Raw genomic sequence first — 25532 nt, 5'->3', positions numbered from 1 at the left:
TTATTGTAGGAAGAGGGTTTTCAGGTAGGCGGTAAAATCGTCTGCCCCCCCGGCGGGGGTATGCAGGGCCAGGTAGGCTGCGTGGGCATTGGTGTAGATCGATATCTTTTCTCGTATCCCGGCCGTTGCTGCCGCCTTTTCGTAAAAACTTTTGGATGCAAAAAGGTTGCCCAGATAGAGGTGGGCCTCCCCTAGGGTAGCAAAGGTCCAAAGGCCGTCTTCGGAGTCCTGGGCAGCTTCCAGGGCCTGTTGGGCATAGGATTTCATGTGTTCCGGGTCCTGTTGCATCACCAATGCCAGGAAGGCCAGGTTAATGGCGTGGTAGTATACCTGCTCCTGGTCTGCGGCCTCCTTCGCCTGTTCCAGGGCGATGGCGTAATAGACCTGGGCGGCTTCCCCGTTTCGGCGATCCGGGCGTTTGAGGTATTCCCGTTTGTATCGGCCTCCAATGATGCCCATCAAGTCTGTGGATTCTTCCGCCAGGGGGTGGGTTTCCAGCAGGGCCTGCGCCTCCTCCCTTCGGTCCAGGCCTTCCAGGGCAAAAACCAGTTGGCGAAGACCTTTCAAATCCAGGTGCTCCGCAATGGGCAGGAGTTCCCGTGCCACGGCATCGTACTGCCCCAGGGCCAGGTTGCGCGTGCGGGCGTCCCCGAATTCCCCCAGGGTTTCGGAGGCGGTGAGCAATTCCCGCACCAGCCTGTAGGATGGCTCTGAAGTGTTTTCCGGTTTGACCAGGGAAAAATGATTGCCCTCCAGCAACCAGCCTTCTACCCCCGGAAAAGCCTCCAGGCAGGAGGCGGGTTGCACAAAGGGATCGTCGGCTGCGGCGATCAGTCCCAGTTTAAAGGGAGGGTTATCCTTGAACGCGGTGTTCCAGGCCGAACGCAGGCCGGTTATAAAGGGCCCTGAGGCGCTCATTTCGGAATACTCCTGCTGCCACTGGGCCGCCAGGTCCTCTTCCGGTATGCCATTGCTCGGGCAGGCCAGCAGGATCAGGTGGGATATTTTTTCGCGCTGTGCCTCGGGCATCTCCAGGATAGCTCGCTGTGCTACCAGTCCCCCCATGCCATGGGCTACAATGGCTACCCGGTCGTAGGCCTCGAATTTGTATTTCATGGAGGTGCAGAGATAACTGGAAATCCTGCCGATATCCTTAATCCCGCCCCAGACGTGTTTACCGTGTTCCGGCTGAATAAAGCGCGAATAGCCAAAAGGCTTCATGTCCCAGCCATCCAGCTCGGGGTCCTGCATGAGCAGGTCCGGCAAACGGCCAAAGGTTTCCGTGGATTCCCCTGAGAAACCATGCACAAACAATATGAGGTTGTTGGCGCCCTCGCTTTCCCGAAATACCTGTCTGACCTCTTTGGGCCTCGGGGCCTCCGCCACTACCGGTGCGGTCTCCGGTGTTGTCCGCTTTCTCAGGGCTTCCGGAAGGTAACTCAGGACAAAGTTGTCGTACATCTCCAGGTTTACGTAGGGTTCCTGGCGGATATCCAGAGGCGGGTCGCATTCGGCGGCCACCCGCTCAATGGTTTCTGGGATAACGCGCAAGAGGTACCCGGCCACCTCCAGGATCCGGACGTAGGGATCCCGGACCTGTTCCAGGTGTTCCCCCTTCAGAGCCAGCAGCAGGTGCTTGGTGAACAAGCTGTTGCGGTCTCCGTCCAGCTGGTAGGATTCCTGTTCTTCCTTACAGGAGGCTATCACGGATATCCCGCGTTCGTTATCTACCTTTTGGGCCAGGCCTTCCAGTTTGTCGAAAGCAGCCTGGGGGGCTTCCTCCGGCTGTCCAGGACCCAGGCGCGGGCTGAAACCGCCAACGGCCATTCCGGTGGCGTGGCAGCAATCCATAAAGAAGATCAGCCTGCGGGTTTGCAGGCGGTCAATTTTGTCCCGGATATCCTCTGCGGTTACCCAGGCGGAAGTATAATCGTCGTACTCCATACCGGCCACGATGCCATGGGGCACAAAATGAAAAATCCCATCCAGTACATCGCCGTGGCCGGAATAATAAAGGAAAACGGAGGAATTGGCATCGGTCCTTTCGATCAGCTGGTCGAAGGCAGACAGGATGCCGTTGCGATCCGCCTGCTCGCCCGTTACCAGAATTACGTTCTCCGGGAGATACCCGCAAAGGGCCGGGTCCTGAAGCAGGGCCGCAATATCCTGTGCGTCTCCAATGGTATCGAGGCCGTCTTCATAAGAGATGCCGATCAGCAGGGCATAGGCGTTTTGCAGGAGGGTCATATGCGGGTGTTTATTTCCAATAATTCATTACGGCCTCAAATCCGGGGGTGTTGTAAACCGGTCGGAGCAGCGGATCATTCTGGAAGGCACTGGTCTCGTACCAATGGCCTTCCGCAATGGCCTTTAGCAACTGGTCCAGGCAGGCTTCAACCTGCCCTGTGGCCGCGTAATACATGGCCAGGGAATAGGGCAATTCCCCATACTGGTATGGGGCCTTCAGGCTTTCCATTTGTTGCAACTGCTGCTGCGCTTCGGCAGCCCGCCCCAGTTTTTCGAGGCTGATGGCCAGCAGGGCCCCGTAATTGAAATCTGCAGGATCGGCCCCGTATCCTTCTTCCAGATAAGGCAGGGCTTCCTGGTAGTTTCCATTGTAAAATAGCAATTCCCCCTTCAGATAGGCATCGACGGGATTGTCCGAAAAAGGCAGCTCCAGAGCCTGCTTCAGGATTTCACGAGCCTCCTTTGATCTCCCCTCCCTCAGGAACTCCCTGGCCCCGAAAAGCATCAGGTCCTTTTGGGTATCCACCGGGGCGACAATGCGCCAGGTTTCGAGTTGGCGGCGCCCTTCTTCCCACTGCCCGGAGCGGACATAGGCCCTGAGGAGAATTTTTTTCAGGATCCAGAAACCATCCTGCCGGGCCAGGGGTTCCAGTAACCTGATGGCTGCTTGTTCGTTGCCGAGGTCAATATCGGACATCGCCTTGATCTTGTAGCGCTCCACGCAAAAAGCACATTGGGAGAGGTCCATTTCGGACATATCGATCTCCCGGTACAGGCTGTCGATAGCCTCCGGCCGGTTGGTGAACTGCAGGGAAAAGACCATCATATTGGAATTGGTCTCCAGATGCATGGGGGTAATGTGGTATTCCTGCTCCTGGTATTTATAGGCATTGCGGTGGTTGCCTTCCAGCAGGGCTTCGTAGAGGTTCAGCAGGATTTGTTGCCGAAAGTACAGGCCGGATTCCTGTTTCATTTGCCGCAACAGGGAATCTGCCGTTGGATAGATTCCCCGATTGAAATAATACATAAACCGAAAGGCCTTGGGTTCAAAAAAATCCTGATCTGCCGCAATGGCTTCGTTCAGGAGTTTCAGGTATTGCTGGTCGTCTTCATTCCACCAGGTCTTGGCCTTGCTGAATAACTCATAAGCCTCGTATTTAGGGGGGTGTTCCTCCAGGCTTTCGGCGGCCCGTTCCTCGTCGATAAAGAAACCGAGAATACGCTGGCTAAGGGCCTCTATACATTCCAAGGGGGTGTCCGCATCGCAGGAAACGGGTTCGAAGGATACCAGGGTGCGGTTCATTACTTCGTCCGTGATGGAGCACTGGAAGAGCATCCGTCCCTCGCTCAGGTAATAATCCCCTTCAATGATTTTGGAGGGTTTCAGGTATTCGGTCACCTGCACCTGGGAGGGATCCGGCACCATACTCGCCCGGAGTACTTTGGAATAATCCTCTATAATCTCCGGGGAGATCACCTGCCCGAGTTTATTGCGGGTAATGCCATGTATAATCCAGTCTACGGCCATTTCCCCTATAAGATTTTTGGAAGGGTCCCCCGTAAGGTTTTCAAAACGCAGTACGGCAATCTTGTTTCCCGTAGGGGCCTGCAGGGAAACCCCTGGCCGTACCAGGTTCTGATTCACCAGGGCCAGCACAATTCCCGTACAGACCAGAGTAATAATGGCGAGGAAGGAGAAATACAGTTTTTGGAAAGGGGATTTCGGGGATTTGCCAGCGGTTGCGGCTCCGTCTTCAGGCTCCGGCCCGGCCTGGGAAAGTTGGGGCGCCAGTTGAAAACGCCAGACCCCGTAGATGTAGAGGGGGAACCCGATAAGCAGCAGGATCAGGCCGTATGCAACGGCCTTGGTGGAAAACCCCAGTGGCTCAGCGATCAGGGCGATGACCTGCAGCAGGACCCAACTGGATACGATGTAAATTGAGAGGTTTTTCAGGACATTGTGCTCCCGGCATTCCCTGATAAATTTTTTAAATTTCATGTCCCCGTTAAAAGCTGAATTTGAGGGTCTAAAACCCCCGGATTTGTTTGGTTGCCTCCCTTATTTTAACTAATATAGTGAATATAGTAACTAATTGGGGAACTCATGTCTGAATCAAAACAACCAAAACCAAGCCTCCAGTCCAAGTCCGGTCCGGGGGTGAAATCCAAGTCGGGCCCGGGGGTAAAATCCAAAAGTGGCCCCGGAGTAAAATCCAAGAGCGGCCCGGGGGTCAAGTCCAAAAGTGGTCCCGGAGTAAAATCCAAGAGCGGCCCCGGAGTGAAGTCCAAGTCTGGTCCGGGCGTTAAATCCAAGAGTGGTCCCGGGGTGAAATCTAAGAGCGGCCCTGGAGTTAAATCCAAGGGCGGCCCAGGGGTAAAATCGAAGTAGGGGGCCGATATTCCTTACCGATAGCCTCGAAATATGGGCCTTCGGATGTTTACGTGTACACTTTAAATCCTCGCCTATGGATTTCAATCTGGCCGAACAAATGGCCGTCCTAAAGTCCGTCGATACCATTATGCGTTCCGATGACCGGGTATATGAAGGGGAAGCCCGGTTCCTGACCCAGCTTGCCGCGGTCCTGCAATTTGATCTCAACCTCCTGAAGCAAGCCCGGGATTTGGATCATGAGAAGGCCTATACCACCCTTAAGGCCATGCCGGAAAGTAAAAAATACGCCCTGGGGGTTATGCTGCAGGAAGCAGCCAGTTCTGATGGCCGGGTCTCCGACAGGGAGCTGCAGCTGATTGCGAATATTTTTGAGCGGGTGGGCATCGAAACGGAGCGCCTCTAGGTTTTTTCGCCCAAAGGATACCCTGGAAACGCATTGCAGTCCGGCAGGGTTGCCTTTATGGCTTCTCCGGTAGCGGGGAAAGTTCTATCTTCGTGTCCGGCGCAGGCCCTGCTTGCGCCTGCCTTAACCTTAGTCTTCTATTTATGCAATTCAATCTCCTGGAAAAATTGGCCGTCCTCAAAGCTATCGACGAGGTCATTCAAATGGATAATCAGATCAAAAGGGGTGAAGTGCGGTTTATGGACCGCCTGGCAGACGCCCTGGATTTTAAGCCGGAACTTATCCTGGAGGCCCGCAAGGCCGAACCCGGGGAGGCGCTTGGGGTCTTGCGCGCCATGCCGGACGCCCAGAAGCAAGCCCTGGCCCGCCTGATGAACGAGGCCGCCAATGCAGATGGGGATGTGGACGAAAAGGAGATCCAGTTTATCTACAGGGTATTTTCCGCAGCCGGCATCGACGTCGATATCTAATCCGAGGCAATTCACCTATCCGGTATCCAGCCCCAGGCGGCAGGATTCCATATTCTTAAATCTGGACACTGACTTCTTTCCTTGATTGGTGTTAGGTGTTTACTCCCAAAACGGAAAGGGGGTGGCTATGCGCACCCTTTGTCGGAAATTTTTTTTTTGACCGGAAACCAAACCCGTACCGGAAAGCTGCGTAGGTAAGGATGTAATCCTAAAACAAAAACCTATGTTTTCCTTTAAACCACAAGTAAAGAGTACCTGTTTTATGCTTTTCGGCCTGCTGTTTGCCGGCCATCTGGCTTCGGCCCAGGTAAAAATGGTGGGTGGTGCCCCCATGTACCCCACCAAGGATATTGTTGCCAATGCCGTGGAATCCAAAGATCACACCACCCTGGTGGCTGCCGTAAAGGCGGCAGACCTGGTGCCCACCCTCCAAAGCGAGGGCCCTTTCACGGTCTTTGCCCCTACCAATGCAGCTTTTGATAAGTTGCCCGAGGGAACTATTCCCATGCTGCTGGCTCCGGAGAATAAGGCCAAATTACAGGCCGTGCTGACCTATCATGTGGTCCCGGGGCGTTATTCCGCCACAGCCCTTATGGAATTGGTCCGTAAAGGAGGGGGTAAGGCCACCCTTACCACAGCCCAGGGCGGCAGCCTCAGCGTGATGCAGCAGGGCAAAAGCCTGGTGGTGCGGGATGCCTCCGGCAACACTTCCACTGTGCGCATTGCGGATGTAAACCAGTCCAATGGCGTAATCCATGTGGTAGATACGGTAATACTCCCTGCTTCCTAGGGAGTCGTTTGGTTGTTGATTTGTGCAAGGCGGCACCCGTTGGGTGTCGCTTTGTTTTTTGAAAGCAATTGGGAATTAGCGGGAACCTGTGGTGAGGCGGTCAATATCGCGGGTTATTTCCTGCCGGTCTACCGAATCGAATTCATCCAGGTCCAGGACGGTGTAATAGATGGGGCGGCCCTGGGGCTGCCCCCAAAGGATCCCGACAAACCGGTCATAAGCGCCTTGCGACCCACCTGCCAGAGCCCGGATGCGGTCGTCCGAATTGATGTAGTACTGGTTAAAAATCAGTTGTTCTCCTGCTTTATCTATGGCGTTGCCGCCGGTAAACCAGCGGATGGAAAGGTCCGATACCGGGTTTCTAACCAGGCCATTGCGGGCATCGGTTTCGGAGAGCTCGCCATTGCGGTCCATATCCCGGATCAGCAGTACTCCTTCCGAATAGGGCACCAGAACCCGGTCTGCCCTGGGCGTGCCCAGTTTCATGCGGTGCTGCCCTTTGGGCAAAAAGGCCAGGTCGCCTTCGGTCTGATAAAAGCCCGTGCCCCCCAGGAATTTATAGGCCTTGCCCTGGGCGAGCAAGACAAAGAAGGCTTTGGGGTTGCGGGCGTCAAAGACCCGCCTTCCCGTTTTTACCCGGATGGCCAACAGGTGGGTGGCCTCGGGGTCCAGGTCCCAGCCCTCCGGTGGGCGGGTGTCTGAACTTCCCGAAAAACCGTCAATGCTGCGGTACTCCGCATCCGGGTCTGCGCTGAGCTTGGTCCTTAGCCGGTCCAGTTTTTCGATCCATTCCGAATGCACCTGGGCAGGGAGCCTCACCAAAATGCGGTCGTCTATAGGCGGGCCAACGGGGCCTGTGATTACCTCCGTATCCGGAGGGTCTGTTCCGATAACCGGCCCAATGCCCGTGGTGGGCGTTGCCGCCTCGGCAAGCCGGTTGCGCAGGCTGTCCAGCGTATCCCGCTGTTGCTGGATTTCAATATTTAATCGGTCAATGACCTCTACCTCTCCGGGCACTTCCACCACCCGTATGCTGTCCTTGTATTGGTCCAGTGCCTGGCGAAGGCTGTCTACATCTTTGGCAAGGTCGTCTGCCCGGGACATCTGGTAGGTGCCCCAGGAAGCGAACCCGATAATGGCCAGCAACAGTAGTAACCCGGCAATGCGCAGCCGCCTCCAGAGGACTTTCTGCCGGTGGCGCCGAGCTGTTTTCAGGATGGGAGGCACCAGGGTGTCGTGGCTGAGCTCATAGCTGGTGGTGCCCACCGAATTGAGCTGGGACCGCACCAGGCGTCGCTCTACCAGGGTGTTAACCAGCCCCAGGGGGATGTGGTATTGTTCCGTAATCATCTGCTCCGGCAGGGGAATGCGATTCCCGTTCAGAATCAGTCGTTTCTCAACCAGGCTGCGCGCCTTGCCCCGGTTTTTGCGGGGCAGCCCCAGAATAATTTCCTCGTAGTGGTTTTCAAAGATTTCATCCGGATTGCCCAGGTCTTTGGCGGAAAGGGTGAAGGCTTTCGCCTGTGGGTTGGCCGCGGCCTGGGCCATCATGGCCTCTTCCGCATGCTGGGCAATGAGTTGCAGCTGGAAGGTCTCGATGCGCTGGGTGCGTTTGTCCCTCAGGCTGCTGACAATTTTTTCAAGGGCTTTGGGCTGATAGGTGAATGCAGGCGAAGCAAAGTCCCCTTCCAGGGCCGCCGGGCGTTCCAGGGCCTCCAGGGCCTGCAAACTGCTCAGGGGCTTGAGTTCGTAAGTGTGCCTGAAGATATAGGGGATATAGGGTTTCAGCCCGTCCAGGGACCCCAGGTGGTCATGGCGGACCGAGAGGACCACTTTCAGGTTCAGGGGGGCAAACCAGGCCTCCAGTTCGGCTTCGCTAAAGCTGTCCGCCCCGGATTTCATATGGGTTTTGATGATCCGCCGGATGGGCTTCGGGGGCTGTTTTTGCAGCATTTCGGACAGGGCCCGGCCCAGGGATTCCACATGGGGCTGGTGACTGTTGAAAAGGTCTTCGAAGTGGTCAAAGACCAGGGTGTTCCACGTATGTTCCGGGTGCGCCAGTTGTATGGATTTCAGGGTGCACCAAAGTACGGCCACCAGGTCGTCAGGGAGCTCGGCCGCAATATTCAGCCGATCGCCCAGGTATGGGGCCCCGCCCAGATGCTCCTGCAATTGGTGGATCACCAGGTCTATGGGGTGGGCTTCGGGTTCCTTGAGGTCCAGTTCAATGGTTCGGTGGTTCTCCCGTTCCCGCAGTATGGGCAATACCCCGGCCTGCAGCAGGGAGGTTTTTCCATAGCCCGATTTTCCGAAAAGCACCACCAGGGGTTCCAGGGCAATCCGGTTGGCAAGCGCACGGATATCCTGTTCCCGTCCGAAAAACAGGTTGCCGTCCTTTGCGGAGAAGGGGCGGGCGCCGGGATATCTGAATTGCTTTTCCAAGGTGGTTGCGGTTCGCGGGTTTTAGGTGTTTTGCCGGATGGCTTTGATCAGGTCTTCGAAATGGGTGCTTTTATGGATGTCCGGGGTCAGTACATTCATATCGGACACCTTGTTGATGATGCGGTCAAAATCGTCGTAGATGCGCTTGAATTTCTCGTACTCGGCCCCTATGGTCTGCAGGGCCTCAGCCCCGGAACGTTTGATTTCCTCATCCAGGGCATCCAGCTTCTGTTTCCATTCCTGTTTGTATTCCAGGCGCTTGTTTACATCGAAGATCATGGCATCCTCCAGCACGATGGGAAAAATGCGGCCCTCGAAGTCTGCATGCCGGTAAATCTCGGAGAGTTCGTACATGCAGTACCCGGATTTGAGGTACTTGTCGCTCACAATCACCACTACTCCCTTGGCCTGCCCAATCCGGTTCATGAATTCTGTGATCCCGCCTTTATAGCCGAGGTCGTTCTTGTCCCGTACCAAGTGGATTTCATTGGCCTGCAGGGTGGTTTCGATCAGGTTGGCCATTTCCTCGCTGGCGCCTTTCCAGGCATAGGAAATGTAGATTTCAGTCGGTGCCACTTTCTGGGCTTCGGGCTCCTGGATCTGCCCTGCTTCCAGGGCCTTGTGCAGGGCGTCTATAATCTCGGCCGCGGTGCTGTTCTCGAAAAATTCCACATCGAATTCTTCGTGGTAGAGGTGTTTGATACTCTCCTGGTTGATGTCGTGGGAATTCAGCAGCTTGTCTTCAATCTGCATCAGCCAGAGCAGCAGCTGGAAATACCATTTGTCGAAACTGAAGCCGAAAAAGAGGACGGTTTTGGATTCCCGAAGCAGGCTTTTGATCTTCAGGCCGTTGTCTCCCATAATGCTGTGGAGGTATTCGTAGAGGTCCCGGTAGGTGAGGATCATGGAATCCAGTTCCCGGTGGTCGCCAAAAATGTTGTAGAGGTAACGGGCCTGGGTTTTGGCTGGTTCCTTGGGGGCCCTTCCCTTATGGTAAAAGTCGTAGTCGAACCCTATGCCCTTTTCCTTCAGGATCTGATTCAGGGTCACATCCGGGGCAGTATTGATGATCAGGGGAAAGGGGATGTCCGCGATCTTGCGGTACAGGTCGTTGGCCTGCAGGCCCTCGAAGAAGTCCGAGACCTCATCTTCTATGAGCAATTCCCGGGTTTTGGCATCGAAGCTGATGAATTCCTGGTCGTCGTAGCAACGCACCTTGCTACCCAGGGTTTCGGTCAGGTGCTGGTTCAGCAGGGTATGGATGCCGGTGCCATCCGGACTCAATAATTGCGGCCCGAGGATCACCAGGCACTGGCCCTCATTGATCCGCTTGATAATGCGTTGCAACGTGGCCTCGTTCATGAGTCTTTGAAGGATTTGGTATGGGGTTGGCTTCCCGTTGTTTTCATTGCGTACCGGTAACTAAAACGTCCGTACTCCGTTGGCGCAGGGCACCTCCGGCGTTGCTGGCAAGATGATGGGGGAGCGGCACCCTGGCCACGTTCCCTCCAATTTAATAAGTTTCGGGTAACAGCCCACACCAAACGGGCAAAATCATCGCCTGTATGCATGAAAAGCTTCAATTTTTACTAAAAAATGTAGGAAACCCCTTGCTTTTGGTCCGAAAGCGCAAGTTAGTACTCCCCTTTGTGCCTGAAATCCCCAAACCGTGGCCTTCCGGTTCGTTTGAGCGGGATCTGCATGCCCCCAGTGCTTTCCAGCCAGGTGTACAGGGAGTCCAGCATTTGCCTGGCCACCTCCTGCTGCTTCGGGTGGGCTATCAGGTTGTACATCTCATGGGGGTCGTTTTCCAGGTCGTAGAGCTCGTTCTGATCCCAAACCCCGTTGTAGCGGATATACTTGTATTTATCCGTCCGCATCCCAAAAACGGTGGGGGTCATCGGGAAGTCGTTTTCCCAATAATACTCATAGAATATCTTATCCCGGTTGCCCTCAGGCTTCTCCCCGGTCAGGATGGGGATAAACGAAACTCCCGGCATATCTGAGGGCTGTTTTACCCCGGCCTCGGCAAGGATGGTTGGACCAATGTCGATGTTCTGCACCATGGCCTGGGGGGTCTGCCCCCCAGAGAAGAGTTCCGGACAGCGCACCAGCAGGGGAACCTTTACGGATTCCTCATAAAAGTGGCGCTTGTCGATTAGCCCGTGCTCGCCCCAGCTGAAGCCGTTATCGCCCATGTAGATAACCAGGGTTTCCTGGTCCAGGCCTTCGGCTTCCAGATACGCCATAACCGACCCAATGCTCTCATCTACCCCCAGCAGGGTCTCACAATAGGCCTGTACCAGCTCCTGCATATCGGTATTGCTGTGGTACATATAGTCCACGCCATGCCAGCTCACGCGCTGTTCGGCTACCCATTTGGGCCATTTCAGTTTGCGCCATTCCCCGGTTTTAGTCTGGTCGTAGGTAGGGGGCAGGGCGATTTTTTTCCCGGCGTACTTCCCTTTATGACGGCGTGCAGGCTGGAATTCGGCATGTACGGCCTTGTGGGAGAGGTATAGAAAAAATGGTTTTTTCCGGTCCCGCTCCTTAAGCCAATCTATGGCATGTTCGGTAAGCAGGTCGGTGATATAGGTGGAATCCCCATACTGTATGCGTTCTCCGTTAATGTTCAGGGTGGGGTTATAATACACCCCCTGCCCAAAAAAGCTCTCCCAATGGTCAAACCCCGGGCGGGGTTCATCCGTATGGCTGCCCATATGCCATTTCCCGAGGAAGGCGGTCTGGTACCCCGCTTTCTGCAGGTACTGCGGAAAATAGGTAAGGTTGCCCGGGTTGGGGGCCTGGTTGTCCACAATGGTATGGGTATGGGAGTACATCCCGGTGAGGATGGAGGCCCGGCTTGGGGAACAAAGGGAGGTGGTCACAAAGGTGTTGGGCAGGTAGGCGCCTTCGGCTGCCAGGCGGTCCATATTCGGCGTCTCCAGCCAGGGGACTTTCCCGGTAAACCCCATATAGTCGTAGCGGTGGTCGTCCGTTAGGATAAAGATGACGTTTCTTTGTTTTTTCGCGGGCTTCGGCCCCGGGTTCCCGGCCAGCAGAGGTAGCGGGAGGGCCAGCATAAAGGCGAAACCAAGCAGGGAAAGGCGGAACGGGCGCATAGGCTGGGGTTAGGTGGTTTTCGTTTAAATGTAAGGAATTGTGTGTACATTACGCTTATCCCGGCCCCAGCACCTTGCAAAACCACCAGCCCATGCCCGTACAGCCCGCTTTTTCGGTTCCATCGATCCCCTTTATCTTATTTCTGGCGGCCCTGTTGGCCGGTCCTGTCGGTTATGCCCAGGAAGCCCCGGCTACCCGCCCTCCCAATGTGATTGTAGTCTTTGCAGACGACCTGGGATACGGAGACCTGGGGGTATTTGGCCATCCGACCATCCGGACCCCCAACCTGGACCGCATGGCCCTTGAGGGGCAGAAATGGACCCAGTTCTATGCTGCAGCCAGTGTGTGTACGCCCAGCAGGGCCGGGCTGATGACAGGCCGCCTGCCTATCCGCAGTGGGATGGCCTCGTCCGTGAACCGGGTGCTTTTCCCGGATTCCCACGGCGGCCTGCCGGCCTCGGAGGTGACCCTGGCCGAACAACTGAAGGCCGCCGGATATGCTACCGGCATGGTGGGTAAGTGGCACCTGGGGCACCAACCGGAGTACCTGCCGGTGAACCATGGTTTTGACGATTATTTCGGGATCCCCTATTCCAACGACATGGATCTGACCCGCAAGCTGACGGCTGCTAGCGGCTATTGGGAACTCTGGACCAGGGAATATAAAAACCTGACCCCTGCAGATTTCAATGTCCCCCTGATCCGGGACACCGAAGTGGTGGAACGGCCCGCAGACCAGCGCACCCTCACCCGCCGTTATACCGAGGAGGCCATCCGGTGGGTCCGTGACCATAAGGAGGGCCCGTTTTTCATGTACCTGGCACACAACCTTCCGCATGTGCCCCTCTTTGCTTCGGAAGACTTTCTGGGCAGCAGCCGCAGGGGCCTGTACGGAGACGTAGTGGAGGAAATTGACCACGGCATGGGGCTTTTGCTCGAAATGCTTCGGGAAGAAGGCCTGGATCAGAACACCATTGTGGTCTTTACCTCGGATAACGGCCCCTGGCTGCCTACCGAAATTTCCGGGGGTACCGCGGGAATGTTGCGGGAGGGCAAAGGGACCACCTGGGAAGGGGGGATGCGGGAACCTACCATATTCTGGGGCCCGGCCTATGTTCGCCCGGGCGTGGTGATGGAGATGGGCAGTACCATGGACCTGCTGCCTACTTTTAGCGCCATGGCCGGGGTGCCCTTGCCCCAGGACCGCATCCTGGATGGAGTAGACCTGACTCCGGTACTGGCCGGCAACGGGAAAAGTGCCCGGAATACCATGTTCTATTACCGCGGAAGTGAGCTGTATGCTGTGCGCCTGGGCCCCTTTAAGGCCCACTTTATTACCGAGGCGGGATATCGTAGGGATACGCGGGAGGAACATGGAATACCCCTGCTCTTTAACGTGGAAGAGGATCCTTCGGAACGCTTCAACATTGCGGAAGCCCACCCGGAGGTATTGGAAGCCATCCGTAAGCTGACTGCTGAGCACCGGGCCAAAATGGTCCGCAAGCCGGACCAGTTAAAGGACCGGGGATAGGGTTAATGCCCGGAAGATTAACGCAACCGACACGGGGTTATGCGTACAAATATAAAAAGGCAGCACCAGCTGCCTTTTTTAGTGCTTTGTGGCCTTGCAGGCCTATCCCACCAGGGGTGGTTTGTCCGTGGCAAACGGCACATGGTATACCCGATTCCCGGTAGCCTTGTAAAGGGCACTGGCCATGGCTCCCACGGCGGGCGGTAATCCGGGTTCGCCCAGGCCTGTGGGCGCCACGTCGCTTTCCACAAAGAAGACCTCGATGGCCTCCGGTGCCTGCAGGTGGCGGATCAGTTGGTAACGGTCAAAATTCTGTTGTTGGGGTGCCCCGTTCTCAAAGGTGAGCTCACTATACATGGCATGGCCTATGCCATCTACCACGCCCCCCTGGATCATATTGACCGCACCTTCCGGGTTGATTACAATCCCGCAGTCTACCGCACACCAGACTTTTTTCACCTTGGGCTGCCCGTCTTCCATGGCCAGGTCAAAGACTTCAGCCACATAGCTGTTGTGGCAGAAGTACGCGGCCACCCCCCGGTAAATCCCGGGCGTCTGGGTGCCCCAGCCAGATTTTTCCCTGACCAGTTTCAGGACTCCGGCATAGCGCTCGGCGTCGTATTCGAACTGCTCACCAACCCGGTCCGATGCAGCGCGAGAGAGCAGTTCCAGGCGAAAGTCAATGGGGTCTTTCCCCGCGGCCTCTGCGACTTCGTCCAGGAAGGACTGCTCCGCCCCGGCAGTGAAATGTGAACGCGGCGCCCGCCAGGCGCCGGTGGAAATATTAGTTTCGGACATGATGTTTTCCGCCAGATAATGATCTACGGCCCCGGCGGGAAAACGGTTCGGGAAAATGGCGCCTTCGGGCAGGCCGGTACCCCGAACCGAAAAGGCAACCAGATTGTTGTCCGCGTCCAGCCCGGCTTTGTAGGTGGAGCGATAGGCCGGTCGGTACACGCCGTTGGTCATATCGTCTTCGCGGGTATAAATCAGTTTAATGGGAACACCGGCCTGTTTGGAAATGGCGGCGGCCCTCAGGCCAAAATGCGTATACAGCCTGCGGCCGAAGCCCCCTCCCATGCGCGTCATGCCCACGCTGATTTGCTCTTTGTCCATTTCCAGCAATAAGGCTGCCAGATCGCGTAAGGCATTCGGGGTCTGGGTTGGCCCAAAGAGTTCGGCCTGACCCTCTGTTACATGTGCAAAGAAGTTCATCGGCTCCAGGGTGTTGTGGGCCTGGAAGGGAGAGGTATAGGTCCGTTCGATGATTTTCGACGCCCCGGCAAAGGCGGCTTCCGGATCGCCATCCCGGCGGGTATCCCTGGGTTCCCCGGCGGCCAGGGCCTCTTGCAACCTACGGTCGTGCATACTGGAATCCTCCAATGCGCCGGTGGTTTCATAGGTTGCCCGCACGGCCTTTTTGGCCTGCATGAGTTCCCAGGTGGTATCCCCCACCAGGGCAATGCATTTGGGAAAGGCATTCACATTGCCGAAGAGTTCGCTTTCCAGGCCCGTGTCGATCATAAACGCATCCTGCACCCCGGCCATGGCCAGGATTTCGTCCCGGTTAAACCCGGTAGGAGTCAGCCCAAAGGCAGGTGGTTGTACAATCATGGCCAGTTTCATGCCTTCGCGCTGGTAATCCAGCCCAAAGAGGGGTTTCCCGGTTACAATCTCCGTCCCTACCACATTTTTTTGCGGCGTTCCGATCAGGGTAAAATCCTTGGGGTCCTTCAGGGCTACTTCCTCCGGAATCTCCATGCCCACGGCCTTGGAGGCAATTTCCCCATATCCGATTTGCCGGGTGCCCTGGGTTTCTTTGATGATGCCCTGGCTGGCCGTAAGATCAGAAACGCTAACGCCCCATTCCTTTGCAGCCGCTTCCAGCAGCATTCGCTTGCCGGTGGCCCCGGCCATACGCAAGGGCTCCCACCCCAGCATTATCGAAAGGCTTCCCCCGGCAAACTGCGGGTTTTTAAAGGCATCCGAATCCAGCATGCCCTGTTCCACAATGACATGATCCCACGGCACATCCAGTTCTTCCGCTACAATCATGGGCATGGAGGTCATTACGTTCTGGCCAATTTCGGGATTGGGGTTATAGAGGGTTACCATCCCGGTATCCCCTATTTTGATATAGCCGTTAATTTCGAACCATTCGTTCGGGATGGCAACAGCCGGTTTTTCATCGGACCGGGTGCAGCTCATGAGCCAGTTAAATCCGATCAGCATACCCCCGCCAGCAGCAGTGGAAACCTTTAGGAATGAACGGCGGTTGTATTGTGTTTTGACCAGTGTCATGTTTCAGGGATATTAAGGTTCAGGATTGGGATGCCGCGTTCTTAATGGCTTCCTTGATGCGCACATAGGTGCCGCAGCGACAAATGTTGCCATTCATGGCCATTTCGATTTCTGCGTCCGAGGGATTCGGGTTTTGCTTGAGCAGGGCCGTAGCGGTCATGATTTGCCCGGCCTGGCAGTACCCACACTGGGGTACGTCTGCTTCCAGCCAGGCTTGTTGCACCGGGTGGTCTCCCGTTTCAGAAAGGCCTTCTATAGTGGTGACGTTCTGGTTGCCTACCGAGGAAACGGGCAACATACAGGAGCGTGTGGCCACATCGCCAACATGTACGGTACACGCCCCGCATTGGGCAATGCCGCATCCGTACTTGGTGCCAACAAGGTTCAGGTGGTCCCTCAGGACCCAGAGCAGCGGGGTGGTGGGGTCTACGTCCACCTCCCGCGATGTGCCATTGATGTTCAGGGTAAATTGTGCCATAATTCGGATTCTTGCCCTGAAAGTAAAGAATATACCCCTAAGAATCGTTTTAAATAGAAACGCTTGCCGGCCGGTGCCAGCTGTGCATCAGGGGGTTGGTTCCAATTGCCCGGGAGCTTTAGCCCAGGAAAGGCTGGCGGTAATGCCTGCGGCCGGTAGCCTGGTACAGGGCATTGGCCAAAGCTGCAAATACGGGGGGGAACATGGGTTCTCCCAACCCGGTCGGATCCATCCCGTTTTCCACAAAATGGACGTCTATGGCTTTAGGTGCTTCCGCCATGCGGATCATGCGGTAGCGGTCGAAGTTGTCCTTCTGGGCCACCCCATCCACAAAGGGGAGTTCGGCAAAGAGGGCATTGCCAATTCCGTCTACGATCCCGCCCTCGGTCAGGTTGCGGGCGGCGTCCGGATTAATGACGATGCCGCAGTCCAGGGCACAGGTTACGTTTTGTACCCGGGGCTTCCCATCTTCCATCACCAGATCCAGGACCTGGGCGGCGTAGGAGTTATGGCAGAAATAAGCCGATACGCCCCGGTACAAGCCATCGGGTGGATTGGCCCACCCCGATTTTTCACGCACCAGTTCCAGGACGCCGGCGTACCGGGCTGCATCGTAGTCGTTGGTTTCGCCTACGGGGTTGGTTAGTGCCTGCTCCAATAGTTCCAGACGGAATTCGATGGGGTCTTTTCCTGCGGCTTCGGCCACCTCATCCAGGAAGGACTGCTCTGAGGCGGCCATAAAGTTGGAACGGGGGGCGCGGAACGACCCTACCGTCAGGTTGGTGTCCAGGGTCCATTCCTCGGCCAGGTAGTGGGGCACGGCCCCGGCCGGAAAACGATTGGCGGCCAGGGGGCTTTCCGGGATGCCCCCGGCTTTTACATGGAAGGCAATCAGGTTATTCTCCGCATCCAGACCGGCGCGGAACCGTACATGGTAGGCTGGCCGGTAGATACCGGCAGTCATGTCGTCTTCCCGGCTATAAGTCAGTTTAACGGGCGCTCCCATGTGCTGCGAAATCAAGGCGGCTTCTATAGCCCAATGCGCATAGGATCGGCGGCCGTACCCGCCACCCAGGCGGGTCATTTCAAAATCGATCTGCTCCAAAGGCATCCCCAGGCGGGCGGAAAGGGCCTTTTCCGTGAGTTCCGGTTTCTGCAGGGGGCCTTTCAGCCGGGCATGCGTAGGGGAGACATCGGCAAAAAAGGTCATCGGCTCCATGCAATTATGTGCCAGAAACGGGCCGGTATAGGACCGTTCCACAATCCGGGCGGCACGCCGGAAGGCAGCTTCAGGGTCTCCGTCCTTACGGCGGATGGCACCCGGGCGGACCGCCATTTCCTCCATCTGCCTTTCGTGCCCGGCCGAGGATTCCAGGCCGGAAGGGGTTACAAAAGGATACGGCTGGCCAAAACGCAGCCGGGTTTCTTCCCGGGTTGCTATAGGTTCGCACGTAATTCGCAGGGCCTTTTTAGCCTGCATCACCTGCCAGGTGGAATCCCCCACAATGGCCACCACTTCATTAAAAGTGAGGGTGTCGAAATACTCTTTCTGGTAGGCCTCGTCCAAAATTTGAATGGTGAAAATATCCCGGATGCCCGGCATGTTCCGCGCCTGGGAGTCGTCCACGCTTTTAATTTTCAGGCCAAAGGCGGTTGGGTGCACAATCATGGCAATCAGCATGCCTTCCTCGGAGATGTCTGAGCCAAAAAGCGGTTTCCCGGTTACGATTTCCGGCCCATCTACATTTTTACGGGAACTCCCGATAATATGAAAATCCCCGGGCTCCTTCAGCGGGACCTCCTCCGGCACGGGTAGCAGTGCAGCGGCTGCGGCAAATGCGCCATATCCGGCAGACCGGCCGCTGGGCTGGTGTTCCAGGACTCCACTGCGGGTGGTGACCTCAACGGGGTCTACCTCCCAGGCCTGTGCAGCTGCGGTGCGCAACATCAGGCGGGCGGAGGCCCCGGCTTGGCGGAGGCCGGGCCAGCCGCGGCGAATGGCCTGGCTACCCCCCAGCCATTGGAAGGAAAAGGCATCCAGGTTAAGGGGGGCCTGTTCCACACGGACGCTTTTCCAGTCCACATCCAGTTCGTCGGCAACGATCATGGGCATGGAGGTTTTTACATTCTGCCCGCCTTCGGGGTTGGGCGACATAATGGTCACCTGCCCATTGTCCGCAATTTTGAGGAATCCGTTCAGTTCGGACCATTCCTTGGGCATTTCACCCATTTCCTCTGCGGAAAACCGGCACGAGGCCAGCCAATTGAAGGAGAGCAGTAGCCCGCCCCCGGCCAGGCTGGAGGCCTTAAGGAACTGCCGCCGGCTTTCGGAAACCTCGAGATGCTTCATAATCAAGTCTTTAAGGGTCTTTCAGTGACAAAGGGCTGGTGGTACTGCCGCTGCCCGGTGGCTTTATAAAGCGCATTGGCAAATGCCCCGAAAATGGGCGGGAAGGGCGGTTCACCAAGCCCTGTGGGGGCAATTTCGTTTTGCACAAAATGCACCTGGATATCCCGGGGTGCTTCGGTCATGCGGATCATACGATAGGTATCAAAATTCCGCTTATCCGGCCGGCCGTCGGTAAAGGTCATTTCGCCGAACATGGTGTTGCCTACCCCGTCTACAATGGCCCCTTCGGCCATGTTGACGGCGGCGTCCGGGTTAATAACGATCCCACAATCCAAGGCACAGGTTACTTTTTCTACCCGGGGTTTCCCATTTTCCATGGAAAGCTCCAGCACGTGGGCGGCGTAGCTGTTGTGGCAGAAATAGGCCGAAACGCCCCGGTTGCCTTTGTTTTGGAGGGTGTCCCAGCCGGATTTTTCACGCACCAGCTCCAGTACACCAGCGTACCGCTCCGGATCGTAATCGTTGGTTTCGCCAACGGGTTGGGTTTTGGCCTTTTCCAGTAATTCCAGACGGAAGGCGATCGGGTCCTTGCCCGCGGTTTCGGCCACTTCGTCCAGGAAAGACTGCTCCGCCCCGGCCATGAAATTGGAGCGGGGCGCCCGGAAGGCACCAATGGTGATGTTGGAGGGGATGTCCCATTCCTCGGCCAGATAATGGTCTACGGCTCCTGCCGGGAAGCGGTTGGCAAAGAGGGGGGATTCCGGGATGCCCCCGGCCTTCACGGTATATCCCACCAGATTGTTGTCCGCATCCAGGGCCGCTTTAAACCGGGCAAAGTAGGATGGCCGGTAAATACCGAAGCCCATATCGTCCTCCCGGCTGTACATGAGCCGGACCGGGGCGTTCATTTTCCTTGAAACCAGGGCGGCCTCTACGGCATGGGTGCTGTAGGCCCGCCGTCCGAACCCGCCTCCCATACGGGTCATGTGAATGTCTATATTTTCTTTGGGCATCCCCAGACGGGCGGCCAGGGTGTTTTCTATAAATTCGGGGGCCTGGAGCGGGCCGGCCAGTTCGGCCTTTTCTTCCGTTACATGGGCAAAGAAATTCATGGGCTCCATGCAATTGTGCGCCAGAAAGGGACAGGAATAGGTGCGTTCCACTACCTTGGCGGCGTTTTTAAAAGCCGTTTCCGGGTCTCCGTCTTTCCGGGCAACCTTGCCGGGTTTGGCATCCATGGCTTCCATTTGTTCCCGGTGGGTCCGGGTGTTTTCCAGCCCGGCCGGGATGGTTACTTCCTGGGCCCCGCCCCAGCCGGCTACGGTATGAGTGCGGGCTTCAAAGGGTTCCCATTGGGCGTGCAGGGCTTTTTTGGCCTGCATCACCGCCCAGGTGGTTTCCCCCACAATGATAATGGGTTGCTCAAAAGTGGTGGTATCGAACATACTGCGCTGGTAGTCCGGTTCCAGCGTCTCAATGGTAAAGACATCGCGAATGCCGGGCATGGCTTTCACGGCTTCGGCATCCATGGATTTAAAGGTCATCCCGAACGCCGGCGGGAATACCGGCATGGCAATGAGCATGCCCTCTCGGGTATAATCCACGCCAAATATGGGTTTGCCCGTTACGATGTCGTGACCTCTCACGTTCTTTTTGGAATGGCCGATAATATTGAAATCCGCCGGGGTTTTCAATTCAATTTCTTCAGGTACTTCCAGTTGGGCTGCTGCTGCGGCCATCTCACCATAATGGGCAGATTTGCCGCTGCCCGCGTGGTGCAGCATGCCACCTTGGGTGGTGATTTCATCCATGGACACCGCCCAGGCGTTGGCGGCTGCCTGCCGCAGCATATGCCGGGCAGAGGCTCCCGCCATGCGCAGGCCTTCCCAGGCGCGGCGGATGCCCTGGCTGCCACCAGTAAATTGGCGGCCGTAGTTTTCCACATGGAAGGGCGCTTGTTCCACCAGTACCTTTTCCCAGGCTATACCCAGTTCCTCGGCCACTATCATGGGCATGGAGGTGATCACATTCTGCCCGAATTCCGGGTTGGGCGAAAAGATGGTGGCCAGGCCATTATCCCCAATTTTCAGGTAGGCGTTAATCTCGAACCATTCCTCGGGCATTTCGAGGACGGCCATGGTTTTGGCCTGTTCGGGTTTGCAGGCATTCAGCCAGCTGAATCCCAGGACCAGGCCGCCACCGGCCAGGCTGGTGTTTTTGATGAAGGCGCGCCTTCCCAGGGTCGTTTTTATTCGGGTCATCTGTCCGGGGTTTTTATGTCAGCAAATAAGGTTCAGGCATTCGCATCGGCCGCGCGGCGAATGGCCTTTTTGATTCGCACATAGGTGCCGCAGCGGCAGATATTGCCATTCATGGCCATTTCGATTTCGGCATCCGACGGGTTGGGGTTTTGCTTGAGCAGGGCAGCAGCCGTCATGATCTGCCCTGCCTGGCAGTATCCGCACTGGGGTACGTCTTCCTCCAGCCAGGCTTCCTGAACCGGGTGGTCTCCGGCCTCGGAAAGGCCCTCAATGGTGGTGACTTCCTGATTGCCGACCGAGGCTACCGGCAACATACAAGAACGCGTGGCCACGTCCCCCAGGTGCACGGTACAGGACCCGCATTGGGCAATACCGCATCCATATTTGGTGCCGACCAGGTTCAGGTGGTCCCTCAGGACCCATAGCAGCGGGGTAGAGGGATCTGCCTCTACCGTGTGGCTGCTTCCGTTGATGTTAAGGGTGAATTGTGCCATGATTTCGAATATGCTCTTGAAGATAAGTGTTTTAAGAAAAAGAACGGATTTAAATTGGGTGGCCGGGAAGAAGGCCTTATGGGGTCATCGTTGGATACGCGTACCTTTGGATCGGCCCGGGTTCGGAAAACTGTACACCAGGGAAACGTTCCAGATAAAATCCTTTTCCGGCTGGATTTCCGTGTCGATGGCCTTGTTGAAAATGGCCGAAAGGGAGAGGGGGAAGCCGTCCCGAACCAGGGAAACCATTCCAACGGTATAGACGCCCCTGGCCTGGTCCATCTGCAGGTAATAGAGCTGGGGCGAGATATTCATATGCACCTTTTCTGCCAGGTACAGTCTGGAAAAGGCCGAATTCAAAACTATGAAATGGGTGGTCTTTACCCCCTGGTCAAAGCCTTTTCCCAGAAGGTAGTAAGCGCCTACGCTAATCTTGTCCGTCAGCCTGTAATTGGGGGCCAGTTCCGCCGCCAGATACCTTCGGGCTTCCAACAGTTCTTCCGGTTGTCCGTCGCGGAGAATCTCCACGGTCCGGAAGTTCAGGGCCGGGTGCGCCCCCACGCGCAGGGAGAAACGTTCTTTCTGTATAGCCTTATACCGGAACCAGAATATGAAGGACCAGGGCTTGCCCTCCAGGGCAAACCGCATATCGGGTTCAAAACTCAGGCGGCCTTTGGTGAATTTCAGATCGAAAAGCAGGGCCGGGTCGCCCAGGCTAAAGGAGGGTACCAGGGAGATGCCGTTGTGGGTTATGCTGGCCGTGCCCCGGAAATCGTCCAGGAACCGGCGGTTTTCTTCCTGGGCATGAACCCGGGAAAAGGTAAGGAGTAACAGCAGAAACAGGAGGAAGTAATGGTATGGGTTCGGGTTGGGTTTCATAAAAGGATGGTGTTTGATACAAAGATACCCGGACTTTGGCTGCGTAACCAACCTGTATTACGGCAATGCCTACCACTTTTACCGGTCGTCTGGCATACATAGGGGTTTACTGGGCCGGGATCAGTACATTTGATTCAAAATCAAACCGGTATGGGCAAGATATGCAACCTGGAAACCGTAAACGATTACTGCGAACGGTTTTACACCTCCGCCAAGCACCCCCTGGTAACCACCCTGGACCTGAAGGACCTCACCCGCAGGTCCCAGGAGGGGATTGAAGCGCTGCGGTTTAACTTTTACGCGGTCTTCCTCAAGCAGGGGAAGCATTGCACCATCAAATACGGACGGCGCAATTACGACTATCAGGACGGTACCCTGGTCTTTATCGGCCCGGGGCAGGTGGTTACCCTTATGAATGACGGGAATGCCTATATTCCTTCCGGGCAGGCGCTGCTCTTCCATCCGGACCTATTGCGCGGTACCCACCTGGGGCAGGTGATGAACCAGTACCATTTTTTCTCCTATGAAGTGAGCGAGGCCCTGCACCTTTCCCGGAAAGAACGGCACATTGTACTGGATTGCCTGGACAAGATCGATTACGAACTGGAGCAGGGGGTGGATCCCCACAGCAAAAAGCTGATCGTTTCCAACCTCGAGTTGTTTCTGAACTATTGCAACCGCTTTTACGACCGGCAGTTTATTACCCGGGAAGATGTGCATCAGGGGGTGGTTGAGCAGTTTTCAACTGCTCTGGAAGCCTACCTGAACTCGAAACAACCCCAGGAAATAGGAACCCCTACGGTGGGGTATTTTGCGGGGCAATTGAACCTCTCTGCCAATTACTTTGGCGACCTGATAAAAAAGGAGACCGGGCAAAGCGCCCAGGAGTTTATCCAGGATAAAATCATTGAGGTGGCCAAGGAAAAAATATTTGACCCCGAAAAGTCGGTAAGCGAGGTGGCCTTTGAACTGGGCTTCAAATATCCCCAGCATTTTACCCGCCTCTTCAAGAAAAAGGTAGGGGCAACGCCCCAAGCGTACCGTGCCACTATCTGAAAAAGGCAACTGGTTTACGCCGGGTGCTTAAAGCCCAGGGTGAATGTGGTGCCCTGGCCTTTCTGGCTTTTGCAGTGGATGCTGCCTTGCATTAAATCCATCTGGTGCTTTACCCAAAACAGACCCACATCGTCCACCCTGGACGATTTTAGCGGGGATTGATAGGGTTGTTCCATCCATTTGGAGACTGTTTTAGGTTCAAACCCTTTGCCGTTGTCTTCTATGGTCATATAGGTGTGGAGGTCGTCCCTATCGGCGCCCAGAATAATGACCAGGGGTTTGTCTTCCTGCCGGTTTTCGCAGGCCAGCTGTATCATAAACACCATGATGTTTTCCAGGTAAATGGGGTTACCCCGCACGGCCAGGTCGTCCGGGATTTCATTGACGATCTTGGCGCCAACGCTGCGGGTAAGGGTGGAGAGCTTGGCCTCTGCATTGTAGATAATGTCCCCCAGGGCCACCTGAGCCGCCTTTTTATGCTGGGTTTCCTCTATACTCACCATATACCGCAAATCTTTGATGGTTTTGGTGAGGTTGTCGCAGGAGGTCTGCAGGTAGTTCAACAGCACCTTTTTCTTTTCCGTGTCCTTTTCCCGCGTAAGAATCTGCAGCAACAGTTGCTGGTTGGAGACGTGCCCTTTCAGGTTGTGGGAAATCAGGTGGGTAAAGTTTACGATGTTGTGCAGCTCTTTGTTGCGGGTTTCCAGGTCGGCCTGCAGCTTCAGGGATTTATTGCTTTCCTGCAGGGTAAGCACCAGGTGCTGCACCCCGTTAATGGCGGTGTAGGTCTGCCCCTGCAGATTAAAGGTCCGGTCTTTCTTCCTGGCCAGCTTTAAAGATACCTCGCTCAGGTCAAAATGCCCGCGGGTTTCCAGCTCCCCCAGCAGGTTGCGTTTGCGCTCGTTCGAAAGGCGGATGAAATCAAAAAAAGGCTTGGCCAGGAGGTCTTCCTCGGGTATGCCCAAGAGCTGGCATACCATTTCGTTGGCCAGGGTAACCCGCCCGCTGGACAGCTCCAGGACCATGAGGGAAACCGGAAGGCACATAAGCAGGTCGGAGTCTACCTTATTGATGGGCGACCAGGCAAACTTCCCGGAAGGAATGGCTTCGGACTGTTCCTGGAAGGTGCCGATAATACGGGAGCACATCCCGTCCTTGAACTTGGGCCGGCCAATGGATTGCAGGAAGGTAGTGCCCCGCCCCTCCAGCTGCACGCGTATTTTTTCGGACCAGGGCTTGCCATTGCGGATACCCTCCTGTATCAGGTAGTGTATGCGTGAATGTTCCAGGGATTTGTCGAGTTGCTTGATGAAATCCTCGAGAGAAAGTGTAGCCCGGGTAATGCCCAGGAGTTCCTGCAGGGCTGGGGTCAGTTCCAGGGTATCTTCGGCCACGCGGTATTCCCAGCTCCCGATTTTAACCATCTTCTGGTTTTCCATGATCAGGTCCTGGGCTTGCTGTTCTTCCAACTTGGTCTGGGCTGCATCATCCAGCTTTTCGGCCTGTACCATCAGGCCCGATATGGTGCCGTACCCATCCTTAAGGGCGGAGAGTTGCCAGACCAGTATCTCGCCTTCCAGTGTTTTTTTGTCGAGCAGGGATATGCCCGGTAACCCGTCCAGGGCGTATTGGAACTTGGTAAGCCAGTCCCCGTCCCGGTCGTCAAAAAAATCGAAAAACGGCTTGTGCTCAATCTGTTCCAGTTTAAGTTCAAATTGCCCCAGCCATGCCTTGGAGGCTTGAAGGATTTTCATGTTTTTGTCCAGTACCACAACGGGGGAGGGGAGCTGGTCAAGGATTTCCGGGGAAGGGATGGAGGTGGAACGCAGCTTCATAACGTAAGGTATATCCTACAATTTATAACAAAAAATCCAATCATGAACCGATGGGTATCAGAATCGGCAAAGGGCATCAAAAATCCGATCAATGACGTAAAATGCCCAATTCCGCCAGGATTTCCATCTGCAGGGGCTTAATCATGACGGCTCCTTCCATTCCATACTGTGCAATCTTTTCTTCATCCCTGGGGCTGATATGGGAGCTGAGCAGAACCAGCGGAAGTTCCCCAATGGCCACCTGGCGCTGTTCCAATTCCTGTAAAAAGTCCCAGGCATCCATGGCCGGGAGGTTTATGTCCAGCAGGATGAGGTTGGGGTGGGAGTAGTCCGGGCCCAGAAAGTACTCCAGGGCCGCTTCCACAGAGGGGTAATGCACGATTTCCACGGTGCCCAAAGCTTCTTTCAGGATCATGGAATTCAAATAGACACCCAGGTCGTCGTCGTCAATAAGGATAATGGTCTTCATTCAGGGATTTC

At 55.8% G+C, this 25532-nt stretch carries 18 protein-coding genes; 5 read left to right on the top strand and 13 right to left on the bottom strand.

Annotated features, from left to right (window positions below):
• Together OZ410_RS02495 and OZ410_RS02490 are read right to left on the bottom strand one after the other, a co-directional pair.
• Positions 1 to 2247 (bottom strand): caspase family protein, encoded by a 2247-nt coding sequence (locus tag OZ410_RS02495; protein WP_277706327.1) that lies wholly within the window; start codon positions 2245 to 2247, stop codon positions 1 to 3.
• A 10-nt stretch (positions 2248 to 2257) separates the two neighbouring features.
• Entirely contained in the window at positions 2258 to 4246 is a 1989-nt protein-coding gene (locus OZ410_RS02490) for a tetratricopeptide repeat protein (protein ID WP_277706326.1), read from the bottom strand.
• A gap of 466 nt (positions 4247 to 4712) precedes the next feature.
• Here OZ410_RS02490 and OZ410_RS02485 point away from each other — a divergent pair, with 466 nt between their 5' ends.
• From OZ410_RS02485 to OZ410_RS02475, 3 genes are all read left to right on the top strand, one after another.
• Entirely contained in the window at positions 4713 to 5042 is a 330-nt protein-coding gene (locus OZ410_RS02485) for a TerB family tellurite resistance protein (protein WP_277706325.1), read from the top strand.
• Positions 5043 to 5185: 143 nt separating this feature from the next.
• Positions 5186 to 5512 (top strand): TerB family tellurite resistance protein, encoded by a 327-nt coding sequence (locus OZ410_RS02480; RefSeq protein WP_277706324.1) that lies wholly within the window; start codon positions 5186 to 5188, stop codon positions 5510 to 5512.
• A 223-nt stretch (positions 5513 to 5735) separates the two neighbouring features.
• Entirely contained in the window at positions 5736 to 6302 is a 567-nt protein-coding gene (locus OZ410_RS02475) for a fasciclin domain-containing protein (RefSeq protein ID WP_420917740.1), read from the top strand.
• Positions 6303 to 6377: 75 nt separating this feature from the next.
• Here the strand turns inward: OZ410_RS02475 and OZ410_RS02470 are convergent, their stop codons facing one another.
• The 3 genes from OZ410_RS02470 to OZ410_RS02460 all read right to left on the bottom strand — a co-directional run bounded on the left by OZ410_RS02470 (position 6378) and on the right by OZ410_RS02460 (position 11866).
• Positions 6378 to 8744, bottom strand: a complete 2367-nt coding sequence (locus tag OZ410_RS02470) for an nSTAND1 domain-containing NTPase (protein ID WP_277706323.1) — start codon at positions 8742 to 8744, stop codon at positions 6378 to 6380.
• Positions 8745 to 8765: 21 nt separating this feature from the next.
• Positions 8766 to 10106, bottom strand: a complete 1341-nt coding sequence (locus OZ410_RS02465; protein WP_277706322.1) for a toll/interleukin-1 receptor domain-containing protein — start codon at positions 10104 to 10106, stop codon at positions 8766 to 8768.
• A gap of 272 nt (positions 10107 to 10378) precedes the next feature.
• Positions 10379 to 11866, bottom strand: coding sequence for a sulfatase family protein (locus OZ410_RS02460; RefSeq protein ID WP_277706321.1), 1488 nt, complete (start codon positions 11864 to 11866; stop codon positions 10379 to 10381).
• A gap of 92 nt (positions 11867 to 11958) precedes the next feature.
• On the opposite strand from OZ410_RS02460, the gene OZ410_RS02455 reads away from it, so the two are divergent.
• Positions 11959 to 13398: a sulfatase family protein gene (locus tag OZ410_RS02455; protein WP_277706320.1), complete on the top strand. Its 1440-nt coding sequence runs from the start codon at positions 11959 to 11961 to the stop codon at positions 13396 to 13398.
• 102 nt (positions 13399 to 13500) lie between these two features.
• Here the strand turns inward: OZ410_RS02455 and OZ410_RS02450 are convergent, their stop codons facing one another.
• The 6 genes from OZ410_RS02450 to OZ410_RS02425 all read right to left on the bottom strand — a co-directional run bounded on the left by OZ410_RS02450 (position 13501) and on the right by OZ410_RS02425 (position 22161).
• Positions 13501 to 15699, bottom strand: coding sequence for a xanthine dehydrogenase family protein molybdopterin-binding subunit (locus OZ410_RS02450; RefSeq protein ID WP_277706319.1), 2199 nt, complete (start codon positions 15697 to 15699; stop codon positions 13501 to 13503).
• 19 nt (positions 15700 to 15718) lie between these two features.
• Positions 15719 to 16177 carry a (2Fe-2S)-binding protein gene (locus OZ410_RS02445; RefSeq protein ID WP_277706318.1) on the bottom strand — a complete coding sequence of 153 codons (459 nt, stop codon included), beginning with the start codon at positions 16175 to 16177 and terminating at the stop codon, positions 15719 to 15721.
• A gap of 118 nt (positions 16178 to 16295) precedes the next feature.
• Positions 16296 to 18527, bottom strand: coding sequence for a xanthine dehydrogenase family protein molybdopterin-binding subunit (locus OZ410_RS02440; RefSeq protein WP_277706317.1), 2232 nt, complete (start codon positions 18525 to 18527; stop codon positions 16296 to 16298).
• Between the two features lie 2 nt (positions 18528 to 18529).
• The gene (locus OZ410_RS02435; protein WP_277706316.1) at positions 18530 to 20788 is read right to left on the bottom strand and encodes a xanthine dehydrogenase family protein molybdopterin-binding subunit; all 2259 of its coding nucleotides are present in this window, start codon (positions 20786 to 20788) and stop codon (positions 18530 to 18532) included.
• Positions 20789 to 20820: 32 nt separating this feature from the next.
• Positions 20821 to 21282: a (2Fe-2S)-binding protein gene (locus tag OZ410_RS02430; protein ID WP_277706315.1), complete on the bottom strand. Its 462-nt coding sequence runs from the start codon at positions 21280 to 21282 to the stop codon at positions 20821 to 20823.
• A gap of 84 nt (positions 21283 to 21366) precedes the next feature.
• Positions 21367 to 22161 (bottom strand): hypothetical protein, encoded by a 795-nt coding sequence (locus tag OZ410_RS02425; protein WP_277706314.1) that lies wholly within the window; start codon positions 22159 to 22161, stop codon positions 21367 to 21369.
• A gap of 150 nt (positions 22162 to 22311) precedes the next feature.
• Between OZ410_RS02425 and OZ410_RS02420 the strand changes: the two genes are divergently transcribed.
• The gene (locus OZ410_RS02420) at positions 22312 to 23217 is read left to right on the top strand and encodes a helix-turn-helix domain-containing protein (protein ID WP_277706313.1); all 906 of its coding nucleotides are present in this window, start codon (positions 22312 to 22314) and stop codon (positions 23215 to 23217) included.
• Between the two features lie 14 nt (positions 23218 to 23231).
• Here OZ410_RS02420 and OZ410_RS02415 read toward each other — a convergent pair whose 3' ends face one another.
• Together OZ410_RS02415 and OZ410_RS02410 are read right to left on the bottom strand one after the other, a co-directional pair.
• A complete protein-coding gene (locus OZ410_RS02415; RefSeq protein ID WP_277706312.1) occupies positions 23232 to 25052 on the bottom strand; it encodes a PAS domain-containing protein in 1821 nt (606 codons plus the stop codon).
• An 88-nt stretch (positions 25053 to 25140) separates the two neighbouring features.
• Positions 25141 to 25521, bottom strand: coding sequence for a response regulator (locus OZ410_RS02410; RefSeq protein WP_277706311.1), 381 nt, complete (start codon positions 25519 to 25521; stop codon positions 25141 to 25143).
• Positions 25522 to 25532 lie beyond the last annotated feature (11 nt).

This window comes from Robiginitalea aestuariiviva, assembly GCF_029537735.1.
Classification (GTDB): Bacteria; Bacteroidota; Bacteroidia; order Flavobacteriales; family Flavobacteriaceae; genus Robiginitalea; species Robiginitalea aestuariiviva.
This window is presented reverse-complemented; position numbering and strand designations above follow the sequence as displayed.